The 13995-nt window shown below is 42.9% G+C and carries 13 protein-coding genes, 1 riboswitch and 1 other annotated feature; of the genes, 3 read left to right on the top strand and 10 right to left on the bottom strand.

Annotation, left to right across the window (positions count from 1 at the left end; genetic code table 11):
- Positions 1-65 precede the first annotated feature (65 nt).
- Together H2672_RS05880 and zapA are read right to left on the bottom strand one after the other, a co-directional pair.
- Positions 66-605, bottom strand: coding sequence for a CvpA family protein (locus H2672_RS05880; protein ID WP_186670185.1), 540 nt, complete (start codon positions 603-605; stop codon positions 66-68).
- 9 nt (positions 606-614) lie between these two features.
- Positions 615-893 carry a cell division protein ZapA gene (zapA, locus tag H2672_RS05875; RefSeq protein WP_370569611.1) on the bottom strand — a complete coding sequence of 93 codons (279 nt, stop codon included), beginning with the start codon at positions 891-893 and terminating at the stop codon, positions 615-617.
- Positions 894-966: 73 nt separating this feature from the next.
- Between zapA and rnhC the strand changes: the two genes are divergently transcribed.
- A complete protein-coding gene (gene rnhC, locus H2672_RS05870; RefSeq protein ID WP_186670181.1) occupies positions 967-1902 on the top strand; it encodes a ribonuclease HIII in 936 nt (311 codons plus the stop codon).
- 569 nt (positions 1903-2471) lie between these two features.
- Here rnhC and pheT read toward each other — a convergent pair.
- The 3 genes from pheT to H2672_RS05855 form a co-directional block, all read right to left on the bottom strand.
- Positions 2472-4883, bottom strand: coding sequence for a phenylalanine--tRNA ligase subunit beta (gene pheT, locus H2672_RS05865; protein ID WP_186670179.1), 2412 nt, complete (start codon positions 4881-4883; stop codon positions 2472-2474).
- A gap of 12 nt (positions 4884-4895) precedes the next feature.
- Positions 4896-5933: a phenylalanine--tRNA ligase subunit alpha gene (gene pheS / locus H2672_RS05860; protein WP_186670177.1), complete on the bottom strand. Its 1038-nt coding sequence runs from the start codon at positions 5931-5933 to the stop codon at positions 4896-4898.
- A gap of 78 nt (positions 5934-6011) precedes the next feature.
- Positions 6012-6242: a binding site (T-box leader), on the bottom strand.
- Positions 6243-6303: 61 nt separating this feature from the next.
- On the bottom strand, positions 6304-7068 hold the full coding sequence (locus H2672_RS05855) for a TrmH family RNA methyltransferase (RefSeq protein ID WP_186670176.1): 765 nt from the start codon (positions 7066-7068) through the stop codon (positions 6304-6306).
- Positions 7069-7159: 91 nt separating this feature from the next.
- On the opposite strand from H2672_RS05855, the gene sspI reads away from it, so the two are divergent.
- A complete protein-coding gene (gene sspI / locus H2672_RS05850; RefSeq protein WP_186670174.1) occupies positions 7160-7372 on the top strand; it encodes a small acid-soluble spore protein SspI in 213 nt (70 codons plus the stop codon).
- Between the two features lie 109 nt (positions 7373-7481).
- Here the strand turns inward: sspI and H2672_RS05845 are convergent, their stop codons facing one another.
- The 5 genes from H2672_RS05845 to H2672_RS05825 form a co-directional block, all read right to left on the bottom strand.
- Complete coding sequence (locus tag H2672_RS05845) at positions 7482-7928, bottom strand: small multi-drug export protein (protein ID WP_186670172.1); 447 nt, start codon at positions 7926-7928, stop codon at positions 7482-7484.
- Between the two features lie 130 nt (positions 7929-8058).
- Positions 8059-9021 carry an ornithine carbamoyltransferase gene (gene argF, locus H2672_RS05840; RefSeq protein ID WP_186670170.1) on the bottom strand — a complete coding sequence of 321 codons (963 nt, stop codon included), beginning with the start codon at positions 9019-9021 and terminating at the stop codon, positions 8059-8061.
- 144 nt (positions 9022-9165) lie between these two features.
- On the bottom strand, positions 9166-10254 hold the full coding sequence (locus H2672_RS05835; RefSeq protein WP_186670168.1) for a M42 family metallopeptidase: 1089 nt from the start codon (positions 10252-10254) through the stop codon (positions 9166-9168).
- Positions 10255-10451: 197 nt separating this feature from the next.
- Positions 10452-11432, bottom strand: a complete 981-nt coding sequence (locus H2672_RS05830; RefSeq protein ID WP_186670166.1) for a diaminopimelate dehydrogenase — start codon at positions 11430-11432, stop codon at positions 10452-10454.
- 16 nt (positions 11433-11448) lie between these two features.
- Complete coding sequence (locus H2672_RS05825; protein ID WP_186670165.1) at positions 11449-12558, bottom strand: hypothetical protein; 1110 nt, start codon at positions 12556-12558, stop codon at positions 11449-11451.
- A 169-nt stretch (positions 12559-12727) separates the two neighbouring features.
- Here H2672_RS05825 and H2672_RS05820 point away from each other — a divergent pair, with 169 nt between their 5' ends.
- Positions 12728-13894: an MFS transporter gene (locus tag H2672_RS05820; RefSeq protein WP_186670163.1), complete on the top strand. Its 1167-nt coding sequence runs from the start codon at positions 12728-12730 to the stop codon at positions 13892-13894.
- A 26-nt stretch (positions 13895-13920) separates the two neighbouring features.
- A riboswitch (PreQ1 riboswitch) is annotated at positions 13921-13964 on the top strand.
- Positions 13965-13995 lie beyond the last annotated feature (31 nt).

The raw sequence follows: 13995 nt of genomic DNA, 5'->3' as shown, positions 1-13995 counted from the left end.
TTACTTTCGGCCGCCGTAGATAGACAATTCTAGAAAAAAGCCTCCCTCCAAAAAGGGGGAAGCCGTCAGTTTGTATAGATGAACCACCATTTTTTCACCGCTTCTGACAACAGCGGTGTATGTTCAAACATCGACTTAGCCAGCAATGAATGACTTATCTGGTCTTGAATAAACTCTATCGGTAGCATAGCCAGCAAATAGAACACAAGGAACATAAGTATATAGAATTCGACAAATCCGAACAAAGCCCCCGTAATACGTGCTATGAAACCGAGGACAGGCAAATACTTTAGGAAATCAAACATAGATGCAATGAGCTGCAATCCAAATTTGACGACAAGAAATATCAAAACAAACGCCAGTAATTGATAGAATGTCCCATCTAGATCAAGTTGTTCGACTGTCATGGATAATTTCGAACCTGCTGTAACACCCGGATAAGGAACCCATAGAACAAACGTTTCCGCAAGTTGTTTATAGTACGAGTAAGCGACAACAAGTGCGATGATGAATCCTGTCATATGTATAATTTGGACAATAAGTCCCCGTCTAAATCCTGTTACGAGTCCCCCGAATAGGAGGAAAATAATTAATAAATCAAGCATGTAATACCGTCAACCCTTCAGCTTATTCAATTCTTCTTCCATTTGTTCAACTTGTTTTTTTAATTTAAGATAATCATGTACACTATTAACAGCGGTAAGCACAGCGATTTTTGTACTGTCGAGATAAGGGTTATGGGCACTGATTTCCCTCATCCTTTCATCGACCATCGAGGCGACCAGCCGCATATGAGTGCTTGTTTCGGTACCGACCATTTTATAGGTCTGTCCGTATATGTCAACTGCTATGCGTGTCTTCTGTTCGTCTGCCAATGATACGACCTCCCACATAAAAAACTCTGTGATTAATCATACCACGAAATGGTTTTAGTTGTGAATTAAGTCGACGAAAGGAAGTTATAAATTGAGTAATCAAGTTATTATTGTAAACAGTCAAGATATGAAAAAAGTGATAAATCATTACACGTCTTCAAAAGTCGTACGCAACGCACCTGGTGTCGTCTTTGCGGCGAAACTACCCGATACCTCAATTACAGCCTACAAGTCCGGAAAAGTGCTGTTCCAGGGCGCAGGATCTGAACGGGAAGCCGCGCGTTGGGGTACTGCGGAAGTTAAAGCTGGGTCTGTTTCGGTGAAAACAAAAGGTGATGTGCTACCTGTAGGGTTAGCACAACTATCCGTTCTTGGGTCAGATGAAACTGGAACGGGTGATTTCTTCGGACCTGTCACTGTAGCAGCTTGTTTCGTCCGTGCCGATCAAGTAGAACTCGTTCGCGAACTTGGTGTAAAAGATTCAAAAATGCTAACAGATGACCTCATGCGAAAAATCGCACCTGATTTACAGGAGGCACTCATTTATAGTGTGCTGACGCTTGAAAACGAGAAATACAATGAAGTACAAGCTAGCGGCTGGTCTCAAGGAAAGATTAAGGCTCTCCTTCATAATCAAGCACTTAAGCATGTACTCCGGAAAATGGACGGAGAGAAACCCGATTATATTTTGATTGACCAATTTGCAGAACGCGGCATTTATTATAATCACATCAAAGCGGAGTCTGAAATTGTGCGTGAGAATGTGCTGTTTTCGACGAAAGCGGAAGGACTTCATATGTCTGTTGCAGCTGCGTCAATTATTGCACGTGTTGCGTTTTTAGAAGAAATGGATAAGTTGAGTGAGATAGCAGGTATGACACTGCCGAAAGGCGCGGGACCCAAAGTGGATGAAGTAGCTGCCAGGATTTTGTTGAAAAGCGGTGAAGAAAAGTTGAAGTCTTTGACGAAATGGCATTTTGCGAATGCGGGGAAAGCAAAGGCTATTGCGATAAGGAAAAGAAGTTGATTTTTCGAAGTGTAATCACAACATCCGAATTCTAATACCAACTTTTAAAATGTAATAGCTACTTTCGTATCTCAATCTCAACTTTGCATCTGTGCGAAAGTCTAAGCAAAGAGTACCGGGGGATCACAGTAATTGAAACTCTAGAGTTCTAATTGTAACTTCACATTTCTAATTGCAAAACCGGACAACGAAGAGTCCGGTTTCTGCGTGATTTTCGCGTACTCTGCGAAAATCTAAGCAAAGAATGCCGGGGGATCACAGTAATTGAAACTCTAGAGTTCTAATTGTAACTTCACATCTCTAATTGCAAAACCGGACAACGAAGAGTCCGGTTTCTGCGTGATTTTCGCGTACTCTGCGAAAATCTAAGCAAAGAATGCCAAGGGATCACTGTAATTGAAACTCTGGAGTTCTAATTGCAAATTTACATTTTTAATTGTAACTTTTTGTTTCTAATTGCAACTTCGAGATTCTAACTGCAACTCTTCGCGGAAATTATATAACGAATCACCCTATTTAATTCAAAAAGCCGCACACGGAATCGAAACTCCGTGTGCGGCTTTTTGAATTTATCCGCGAAGCAATGCTCCTGCTTCAGTCGTTAATGCATTCAATACTTTTCCATGCGCTTTGACGACTTCTTCGTCTGTCAATGTGCGCTCAGGGTCTGCATATGTCAGAGAGAATGCAAGTGATTTCTTGCCTTCCTCAACGTTATCCCCTTCGTACAGATCAAACAATCTAACATCTTTCAACAACTTGCCGCCAGCACTTCGGATGACATCCCTAAGCATTCCTGCTGATGTCCCGCTCGATACGACAAGCGCGATATCCCTAGAACTCGACGGGAATCGTGGAACCGGAACGTATAGCAATTCATCCGTTTCAATCGCCAAGATTTTAGCAAGGTTCATTTCCATTACATACGTGTTTTTCAAATCACGTTTTTTCTGTTCTGTCGGGTGAATTTGTCCAATCAAACCAATCCGTTTGCCGTTTTGGAAAATGTTTGCTGTCCGCCCAGGATGCATCCCATCCAGAACAGTTTGTTCGAATGACAGACCTTCAACAAGTCCAAGACTGTCCATCATGCCTTCGACAATCCCTTTTAGTACGAAAAAGTCAACCGATTTTGTTTCGGCTTGCCATGCATGGTCGACCCATTTGCCAGTAATAACAGCTGCAACATGTTCAACTTCCTGTGGCAGACCATCTTCCTGTTCACCAAGGAAGACCGATCCCGTTTCATAAAGCGCCACAGATTCCATACGGCGTGCAACGTTATATGTCGCTGCTTCAAGAAGATGCGGAATAAGGCTTTGACGAAGGATACTGCGATCTTCACTCATAGGCATCAAAAGTTCAGTAACAGGTGCTGTTTCAAGCGCGTAGCTTTGAGCTTGTTCCTTAGATGTCAATGAATACGTCAGTGCCTGGTAGAGTCCTGCGCCTTCAAGGAACGCTCTAACTGTACGACGTTTCGACTGGTACGGTGACAATCCACCCGGTGTTGATTCAGTTACTGGAAGTGTCATTGGAATCAAGTCGTAGCCGTACATCCGTGCAATCTCTTCGATAATATCTTCTTGGATTCGAAGATCCTGCCTGCGTGTCGGTGCGTCAATGATAAGTTTTCCGTTCACCGCTTCTGTAGGGATTTGCAATCCATCTAAAATAGCTAGCATTTCTTCAAGAGGGATCTTCATACCCAGGCGGTTGTTGATATAATCCGGTGAAACAGTAATGCGTACAGGTGTTTTATCGAGTTCATCAACAATGACTGAACCAGCAAGCACTTCGCCACCCGCGATTTCAGCCATAAGTTGCGCGGCACGTTCTGCTGCTGCTTCGACCCGATTAGGATCGACTCCTTTTTCAAAGCGTGTACTCGCATCACTACGCAGTCCAAGCTCTCTGGATGTGCGGCGGACAGATCCTGGTGCGAAGTAAGCTGATTCGATGACAACTGTAGTCGTTCCATCATGTACTTCCGTATTTAATCCACCCATTACGCCAGCAATCGCTACAGGTTCTTTACCGTTTGTAATGACAAGTTGATGCGCTTCAAGCGTCCGTTCAGCATCATCCAATGTCGTGATTTTTTCACCTTGTTCTGCAAGTCGGACAGCGATTTCACCTGTTTCAAGACGGTCATAGTCAAATGCATGAAGTGGCTGGCCGTATTCCATCAACACAAAGTTTGTGATATCGACAACGTTGTTGTGTGGACGTACGCCAGCAGCCATCAAACGGTTTTGAAGCCATAACGGCGAAGCTTCAACTTTAACGTTTTTCACGACTTTCGCTACGTACATCGGATTGTCTTCTTTCGCATCGATGCGCAGTTTCAGCATATCTTCTGCTTTTTCATTTGAAGCCGTGTAGGTAATTTCAGGGAGCTGAATGCCTTGTGATAAAATCGCACCAACTTCATACGCAACCCCTATCATACTAAGTGCGTCTGAACGGTTTGGCGTTAAATCGAATTCAAGCACTTGATCATCAAGACCAAGCAATGGAAGTGCGTCTGAACCAGGTACAGCAGATTCAGGAAGAACGTAGATTCCTTCTGCATAGGCTTTCGGTACGAGCTTTCCTTCAATCGCAAGTTCTTGAAGTGAACAAATCATTCCGTTCGATTCTTCACCGCGTAGTTTTGCTTTTTTAATTTTCATGCCGCCTGGTAGCACTGCGCCCGGACGTGCAACGATGACTTTCTGCCCTGCTGCAACGTTTGATGCACCACAAATAATTTGTGTGGTTTCTTCTCCAACGTCCACTTGGCAAATGTTCAACTTATCCGCTTCCGGATGTTTGACACATTCCACCACATAGCCCACAACTACATTTGTCATGTCATGTGAACGGTCAATTATGGAATCAACTTCAATCCCAGAACGTGTAATTTTCTCCGCAAGATCTGCAACAGCAATACCCTCTATATTTACATACTCACTCAACCATTTTGTAGATACTAACATATCAATTCCTCCTTAGGCTTCCGTCCGGTGGAATTGCGATACAAACCGCACGTCATTCGTATAGAAATGACGAATATCTTCCACACCATATTTCAACATTGCAATTCGTTCAGGTCCCATACCGAAAGCGAAACCTGATACGACAGCGGGGTCATAACCAGCCATTTTCAGCACATTCGGGTGTACCATTCCGGCACCCAAAATTTCAATCCAACCCGTTTTTTTACAAACGTTACAGCCATCTCCGCCACATTTGAAGCATGAAATATCCATTTCAACAGATGGTTCCGTGAATGGGAAGAAACTCGGACGCAGACGAATTTCACGCTCATCGCCAAACATTTTTTTCGCGAATAAAGAAAGTGTCCCTTTCAAGTCGCTCATTCGGATATCTTCACCAATAACAAGACCTTCAATTTGCGTGAACTGATGAGAATGCGTCGCATCATCACTATCACGGCGGTACACTTTACCTGGGCAAATAATCTTAATCGGCGCGCCGCCTTTCGCTTCCATCGTCCGTGCTTGAACTGGCGATGTATGTGTACGAAGAAGAATATCTTCGGATATGTAGAACGAGTCTTGCATATCACGTGCTGGATGACCTTTAGGCAAGTTCAACGCCTCAAAGTTGTAATAGTCTTTCTCAACTTCAGGCCCTTCAGCGATTTCATACCCCATGCTGATGAAGAAGTCTTCGATTTCCTCTACAACACGTGTGAGTGGATGGTGATTCCCTGTACGTGCTGGACGTCCAGGCAGTGTCACGTCAATCGATTCTTTTTCAAGCTGCTCGTTGATGGCCAATTCCTCAAGTTTTGCCATACGGTCTTCCAAAATTTCTGTTACAGATTCACGGATGACGTTAACGAGTGCCCCTATCTTAGGTCGTTCTTCAGCAGGAAGTTTCCCCATACCTTTCAAAAGATCCGTAATTGGGCCCTTTTTTCCTAAATAGGCAACACGGACGTCATTCAATGATTTTACATCTGAAGCTGCTTCAATTTTTGCAAGCGCCTCTACTTTCAACAGTTCTAATTGTGCTTCCATGTCAATTCTCCTTTCAAAATAAACAAAAGTGCTGGACGCCTGATTAGACGCCTAGACAATAAAAACCCCGCCCCTTATAAAAGGGACGAGGACGATTTCGCGGTACCACCCTGATTATCATACCCGAAGATATGATCACTCAAATCGGAATAACGGTCCGGCACCGGCACGCCTTTACAGCTTACGCTGGTCCTGGCGGCAGCTCACGGGGTGAACTTCGACAACCATTTACCCTTCTGCGCTTTCAGTCAAGGCGCGGAATCCCTTTCGGCTCATGTATTGTTTACTTTTCCCGATCATTGCTTTTCATTTCTGTTCATAATGACTAGTATACCCGATTATGATTTGTTCATCAACAACATGCTAATTTTCACATTTTGGAATACGTATATAGCAGGATTCCCGTTGCCACTGCAACGTTTAATGATTCCGCTTTGCCGTACATTGGAATCTTGACTGTATTGTCCGCCATCTCAAGCAATTCCGGATTGACGCCGCTTCCTTCATTTCCGACAATCAATGCAAATTCGGCTTGTGGCCAGATATCCGAGTGATTCACTGCATTTTTCAATCCGGTGCCCAAAACTTGAATTCCCACTTCTTTCGCCTTAGCCGTCCATTCAATAAGATCACCTTTGACGATTGGGATATTGAAGTGAGAGCCTTGCGCAGAACGTACTGTTTTCGGGTTATATGAATCAGCCGTGCCCACGCCGAGAATAACTGCATCCATTCCAGCGGCATCTGCCGTTCGAATCATCGTTCCGACATTACCGGGATCTTGGACCGCGTCAATTAATAAAAGTTTTTTCCACGAAGAATAATCTTCTTCGGCGTGCTCCGGCTGACGGCAATGTGCATAAATACCTTGCGACTGCTCCGTCTCCGAAATTTCTTTCGCAATGGCCTCTGTTATCTCAACAAGTTTTACCCCTTCTATAGACCATCCTTGAGGTATTTCTACACCGTCACGGGTGATCAACGCAAGAATTGTCCCGTTACTTTTTAATGCTTCTTCAACGAGATGAAAACCTTCGACAAGGAATTCTTTCGACTGATCGCGTTCTTTTCGTGTTGTGACAAGCTTTTTCCAATGTTTCACGAGTGCGTTTTGTGATGATTCAATCCGTTTCATATGTAGGTTACCGCCTTTTTCTTTTCAGTGTATCAAATGTCGGTATAGTTGGCGATATTTGTGTCCAAAATGAAAGTGGGAGGTTGATAAAATGGATTTTCAAATTAGAGATGCCATTTCGGCAAACATGACGAATAATACAGCGGAAGATATCCGTAACGTTGTGGAAGATGCCATTAAGCGAGGTGAAGAGCACCTGTTACCTGGACTAGGGGTGTTTTTCGAAAAGCTGTGGAACCATGCAGGCGAACAGGAAAAGTCTAAAATGGCAGGCGAACTGGCAACAGTATTTGCAGCCAGCTAAATCGAACAAACGCAAATGTTTGATCTTTCCCGTTTGTTCATGCAACGACAACAGTTTTTGGATAAACGTAAAGCCGCTCATCAGTTGAGCGGCTTTTGTATTTTTAAGATTATGCATTTTTCACAAAGAAATCAAAGCCCATTGCTGTTGCGATACCAAATACGAGTGTCCATATTGCAATGCTAATCGTCATCCAAATTGTTGTATTCACTTTACTAGCCCCGAAAAGCAACCCGATGAATGCCGCGATATGAGTCCCTATCACTATTGGACCGAGTAATGCAAGTCCTGGCATACCGTATTTATTCCAAATTCGTTTGCCCCGTTCTGTCCGCTTCGAATCCCCTTTGCCGTCCTTCTTTTTCCGCGACTCCATCCATGCCTTCACTTTTTGGAAGGCAAAAATGAGGAAAAGTACCGTAAGCATGTTTCCAACAAATGCAAGGATCATGACCCAAACTGGGGACAGCCCGCTAATGATGCCCAGCGGGATGACAAGTGCGATTTCTAACCACGGAATAGCTGCACCTAGAAACACTAAGAAGTATTCAAACATTATTCATCCTCCGATACATAGTTTTTAACTGTATACTAAACTTAACATAGAATACGGTATTACCATTCGGTTAAGTTTAATGTACAAAAAAAGCCCAGGTATTAAAACCTGGACTCGTTAACCTATTTTATTACAACAACGAAGCAAGTACTGCTTTTTGCGCATGCAGTCGATTCCCTGCTTGCTGGAAAACATACGAATTCGGGCCATCTATAACAGACGTCGCAACTTCTTCTTCACGGTGTGCAGGCAAGCAGTGTAAGAACATATAATCTTTTTTCGCATGAGCAACCAATCCATCGTTAATTTGGAACGCTTTAAATGCCTCTAGACGTGCCTCCGCTTCTTCTTCCTGGCCCATACTCGTCCAGACATCTGTATAAACGACATCAGCCCCAGCAACAGCCTCCACTGGGTCCGTTGTTTCAAATACACTGCCGCCATTTTTAACAGCTATGGCTTTCGCTTTCACTAAGAGGTTGGGATTGTATTCAAACCCTTTTGGCGTTGCGACAGCCACGTGCATCCCCATATGTGCTGCGGCAATGACAAGTGAATGCGCTACATTATTGCCGTCACCTACATACGCTAACTTCATTCCCGCTAAAGAGCCTTTCACTTCCAAAACCGTCAGCAAGTCCGCTAGTGCCTGACACGGATGGAAGATATCCGTCAAGCCATTGATGATTGGAACCGAAGTATGTTGTGCCAGTTCCTTCACCATTTCATGTGAGTTCGCACGAATCATAACGCCATCTAAGTACTCAGACAATACATGACCAGTGTCATAAACGGATTCCCCACGGCCGATTTGCAAGTCACGTGCATTCATGAACATTGCATGCCCACCAAGTTGGATCATACCCACTTCGAATGAAATACGTGTGCGCGTTGAATGCTTCTCAAAAATCATCCCCAGTGTTTTTCCAGCCAATAAATTCGGCATCTTCCCAGCGGCCATATCTTTTTTCATGGCATCTGCTTTATGCAATAAATACGAGACCTCTTCATGTGTATAATCAAGCAATGTTAGTAAGTCTCTCCCTTTCAATCCTTCTACCATTTTCGTATTATCCATCTCTACCATCACCATTCCCTCATCCCCTATCGTTTATTTCAATTGGTAACTCTGATTATATGTATGCATAATTATAAAGTCAAGTGTATTATTATAGATTCTATTGAATAAAAAAACTGCCCAAGCCATTTTGCTGGCTTAAGCAGTTTAATCGTTCAGTTATTCAAATGTAATCTTATTTACTGTGTCACAATCTAATTTCTTAATGACTGCGACAATTAGTTTCACTGTATTTTCATAATCATCGCGATGTAGGATACCTGCGTGCGAGTGAATATAGCGTGTAGGAATACAAATCGCAAGTGATGGTACACCCTTTCCAGAAAGATGAATCGAACCTGCGTCCGTGCCGCCACCTGGAATTGTTTCGAATTGATAAGGTATGCCATTTTCTTCAGCAGTATCAACAACAAGTTCACGCAACCCTTTATGCGATACCATTGATGCGTCGAATAATAGAATTTGTGGACCATCGCCCATTTTACCAGTAGCTTCTTTAGATGTAACGCCCGGCGTGTCGCCAGCGATTCCTACATCAACTGCAAATCCGATGTCCGGCTGAATTTTTGTTGCCGCTGTACGTGCACCACGGAGACCGATTTCTTCTTGTGCAGCGCCAACACCAAAAACAATATTAGGGTGTTTTTCATCTTTAAGCGCTTTCATTACATCTATTGCTATTGCACAGCCAATACGGTTGTCCCACGCTTTTGCAAGAAGGTATTTTTCATTATTCATCACTGTGAATTCGAAATACGGCACAACCATATCCCCAGGTAGAATGCCCCACTTCATTGCTTCTTCTTTCGAAGTTGCCCCAACGTCAATGAACATATCTTTAATATCGACCGGTTTTTTACGCGCTTCCGGTGATAAAATATGTGGTGGTTTTGATCCAATAACCCCTGTCACTGTATCCCCTTTGCGTGTAACGATTGTCACGCGCTGTGCAAGCATTACTTGTGACCACCAGCCGCCCACGGTTTGAAATGATAGGAAACCTTTATCGTCAATTCTAGAAATCATGAATCCGACTTCATCAAGATGACCTGCTAACATGATTTTGGGCCCATTCTCATCGCCAGTTTTCTTGGCGATTAATGAACCAAGACCATCCTGTTCGATTTCATCTGCAAATGGCTCTATGTACTTTCTCATAACTTCACGGGGTTCACGTTCGTTACCAGGAATCCCTTTTGCATCTGTAAGTTCTTTCAGCATCACTAACGTTTCGTCTAATTTCGTCAATTCCTTCGACCTCCTAAATAAATCGTACATGAGTAGTATATGCGATATGTGTAGCATTATCAAAACATTTAGGTTTCTACATTCATGAATACAAAAATATCCCCCCAACCAGTTATACGATTGAGGGAAGTTGTATTTATTGTACAAACAAACACAATTACCTTGTTTGTTTTTGAATTTACTTGATGTTTGACACCTTACAGTAACTCTTTCCGCAAATCAGCAGCACTTTTCGGAGAAAGCAATCCAGGTGCAATGTCAAACACTGTTTTAGCACCCGTCTCACCATCTTGATGCAACCTATAAGCTGCGCGTGCGTATGCAACGAGAACGCTCGATGTAAATTCAGGGTTGCTGTCGAGTTTCAGGGAATACTCCATCACTTGTGCATTGCCTTCGCCTGTCTTGCCGCTACGAATCACGAAACCGCCGTGTGGCATCGCTGAGTGATCCTGTTTCAATTCTTCTTCTGTAATGAAAGTCACTGTCGTATCGTAGTCAGTGAAGTAGTCAGGCATCGTGACAATCGTTTCTTTCACTTTGTCAGCGTCAACGCCTTCTGCTAACACTACATAACATTCACGGGTATGTTTTTCACGCGTAGTTAGTTCAGGTAACGAACCACTGCGTACTTTATCAACTGCATCAGGTACGGGAATCGTATATTGGACAGCACCTTTTACGCCTTCTATTCTTCTAAGCGCATCGGAATGGCCCTGACTCAACCCTTTCCCCCAAAACGTGTATGTAGCACCTTCAGATAAAACCGCTTCGCCGTACAAACGATTTATGGAGAATAAACCTGGATCCCAGCCGACAGATATAATGGCTGTCTTACCATTCGGTTTTGCAGAAGCATCGACTGATTCAAAGTAACCTGGGATTTTCGCATGTGTATCGAAGCTATCTACCGTGTTGAATAGAGCTGCTAGTGCCGGCCCTTGTTCTGGCAAATCGTTTTTCGAGCCGCCACAAAGAATTAGGACATCAATTGCGTCTGTAAATTTATGAATGTCATCCATTATATGAACGGGTACATTGTCATTCAGCAACGTCACGTCTTCTGGATTCCTTCTTGTAAATACACCGACTAGTTCCATATCTTTGTTTTGACTAATTGCAGATTCAACACCGCGTCCCAAATTTCCGTAACCTGCAATTCCAACTCTAATTGTCATCGTTGTATTTCCCCTTTCAATCTGTTGCATTCAATTTCAGCAATTTATAGTATAAGTTTATCTCTTTGTTGGTCAGTTTTCTATATAACTCGTCCGCTTTCATCAAAAAAACTTCATCAATCGCAACGAACCCATAGTCATTCCCATTTTGTCTCAGCACAGGAAGGCCCTCGTACTTTAAGGGATAGCCGCCGTCCTCGCAAATAAACCCTTTTAACGAGTTCATATATTTCATAATTTCACTATGCAATTTTTCATTACCATGCATTGGTTCCGATGATGTAAAGATAAACGTCGTCGTCTCACCGTATGAACCAGTTCCGCTTGAATCTGCCACATTTTCTGCAATCCATCCAGTAAATCTACCTTTGACACCAAGACGACTAATCTTATCAAAAACCGTCCTTAAAATTTTAATTTTCATCAAAGACAAATCTGATTCCTCTTCCTTCAGCTTCTCATTATCAAAATGCATGACCCATCCCGCAGTCGTCATTTCACGATCTGTTACGCTTTCCAGCTCTATGAATGGTCCTGATTTACTGGATTCATCACTATACAACTCCGCGAAAGTGATTTGCATATCTTCTTGTATCGCCACCGGCATATTCACAATCAGTTGCCTTTCTACTTTGAACACTTCATTCACAACCCGCCCAAAATAGAATGGAATCTCTTTCTGAACACTGATTAATGCTGTAGCCAATCTGGATTGTTCGTCATTAGTACTGATATTCAATACAAATGGAATTGTGTCCACCTGGCTGTCACTCTTCCAAATAATCACTTCCATGACTATCCTATCAACGGATGATTGCGCATGCTTCACAACAACACCCGCCTTGACGACTTCCTCGGCAACAAATTGATCCGTTTTAACGAAAAACTCAATGGAAGTATCTTCTTTTATATGCGGAATTAGCGACGCTCCTTTAGTGAATGATTTGTGAACGACCATATATTCAGGTTTATCCAAATCTGTGGCTGGTCTGAATAATAAATCCCTTTCATAAAATGGCTCGTAGTAATGCTCCAAGTCCAGTTGAACAAAAATATACCGTTTCTCGATTTGTTCTACAATCGCCGTATCATCCTGCCTACCGAAAATTCTTTTAAAGAATCCCACTAATCTATCACCTCATTGGTTTCTTTTAATTATGTAGTAATCTTATCGTTACAGTTCGTTAAATGGCAAACTAAAAGGATTGTTCACAATCTCTCCTTTTCCCCTTAGGTCTAAATGATGCTAAAGTATAGGGTAGGATGATATCTATTAATTGAAAAGAGGCTTCATTATGCGTGGTTTTGTTTACCTAATCGTTTTCTTCTCGTTTTTTGATTTATTTTCGCAACTGCCCGTTATGAGTCCATTTGCATTATCTCTTGGTGCTACGCCATTTTTGGTTGGACTTGCGGTTGGTATGTATTCATTTTCAAATACAATCGGGAATATTATTTCTGGTTTCATGACTGACAAAAGAGGACCCTTCCTTATACTCGTACTTGGACTTTTCGCTTCGGCACTCTCTCTCTTCCTCTACGCATTTGTTGATGGACCGGCGTCATTGCTCGGTGTCCGCTTTGTCCATGGATTCATGGAAGGACTAATTGTCCCAGCTGCATTTACTTTCTTGGCAAACCGTGCAGAAGTATCTAAACGCGGTAAAAGTGTTGCCATTTCGGGCGCATTCGTTGGATTGGCAGCCATTATTGGTCCAGCGTATGGTGGTATTGTCGCTGCTAAAACAAGCACACCTTTCATTATGGCGGTTAACGGCGGCATAATGATGGTACTAGCAATACTTGCGTTTTTTGTTCTACGATCGTTTACATATGTACGAAAACTGCCTTCAAAAGGAGCTGACAATTTCCGTGTCAAATACCTTTTCCAACATCCGGGGATGGTCAGAGCATTTGCCGGGGCATTCTTTTTAATGTTCTCACAAGGTGTACTCGCTCTTGTGTTGCCTTTAAAAGTTGAATCACTTGGATTTGATACGAAAACAACTGGTTTGTTACTAAGCACATTCGGTGTCGTCGCAATTCTCATCTTTTTATTGCCAATCAACCGGATCTTTGACCGTGTTCGGCCAGTTGTGACACTTGCATTTGGAATAACACTTATGGGATTAAGCATGTTGTTCTTGAGCCAAGTTGAGGAATTGAACAACTTATATATCGCGATGTGTATTTACGGGGCTGGATTCGCTTTCCTCTTCCCATCCATTAACTCACTGCTAATTGATTCATCATCTCCTGAATTTCGTGGGAAAGCATATGGTTATTTTTACGCGTTCTTCTCGATTGGTGTCGTTGCAGGTTCAAGCGTGATTGGATTCTTGGACTTGGAATACCGAGCCGCTTTCATGCTGACAGGATTCATCCTGCTTGCAGTTGCTTTATATGCCTTGATCGGATTGAAGAACAAAAGTTCTATTGACAAATCATCGCACGTCCTATAATGTCAGATACGAAATGAATACCCTGTTCGGGAGAGGTTCATAGCGACCCTCTATAAAAAACTATGGATGACGAAATTTACGCCATGTGCATTAAATATGGC

The organism is Sporosarcina sp. BP05, assembly GCF_014282005.1.
Taxonomy (GTDB): domain Bacteria; phylum Bacillota; class Bacilli; order Bacillales_A; family Planococcaceae; genus Sporosarcina.
The sequence above is the reverse complement of the archived record's forward strand: the minus strand, read 5'-3'. Positions and strand labels throughout refer to the sequence as shown.

Excerpts from the sequence above, each read along its gene's own strand:
- H2672_RS05880 (WP_186670185.1), bottom strand. The coding sequence starts at position 605 with ATGCTTGATTTATTAATTATTTTCCTCCTATTCGGGGGACTCGTAACA.
- zapA (WP_370569611.1), bottom strand. The coding sequence starts at position 893 with ATGTGGGAGGTCGTATCATTGGCAGACGAACAGAAGACACGCATAGCA.
- pheT (WP_186670179.1), bottom strand. The coding sequence starts at position 4,883 with ATGTTAGTATCTACAAAATGGTTGAGTGAGTATGTAAATATAGAGGGT.
- pheS (WP_186670177.1), bottom strand. The coding sequence starts at position 5,933 with ATGGAAGCACAATTAGAACTGTTGAAAGTAGAGGCGCTTGCAAAAATT.
- H2672_RS05855 (WP_186670176.1), bottom strand. The coding sequence starts at position 7,068 with ATGAAACGGATTGAATCATCACAAAACGCACTCGTGAAACATTGGAAA.
- sspI (WP_186670174.1), top strand. The coding sequence starts at position 7,160 with ATGGATTTTCAAATTAGAGATGCCATTTCGGCAAACATGACGAATAAT.
- H2672_RS05845 (WP_186670172.1), bottom strand. The coding sequence starts at position 7,928 with ATGTTTGAATACTTCTTAGTGTTTCTAGGTGCAGCTATTCCGTGGTTA.
- argF (WP_186670170.1), bottom strand. The coding sequence starts at position 9,021 with ATGGTGATGGTAGAGATGGATAATACGAAAATGGTAGAAGGATTGAAA.
- H2672_RS05830 (WP_186670166.1), bottom strand. The coding sequence starts at position 11,432 with ATGACAATTAGAGTTGGAATTGCAGGTTACGGAAATTTGGGACGCGGT.
- H2672_RS05820 (WP_186670163.1), top strand. The coding sequence starts at position 12,728 with ATGCGTGGTTTTGTTTACCTAATCGTTTTCTTCTCGTTTTTTGATTTA.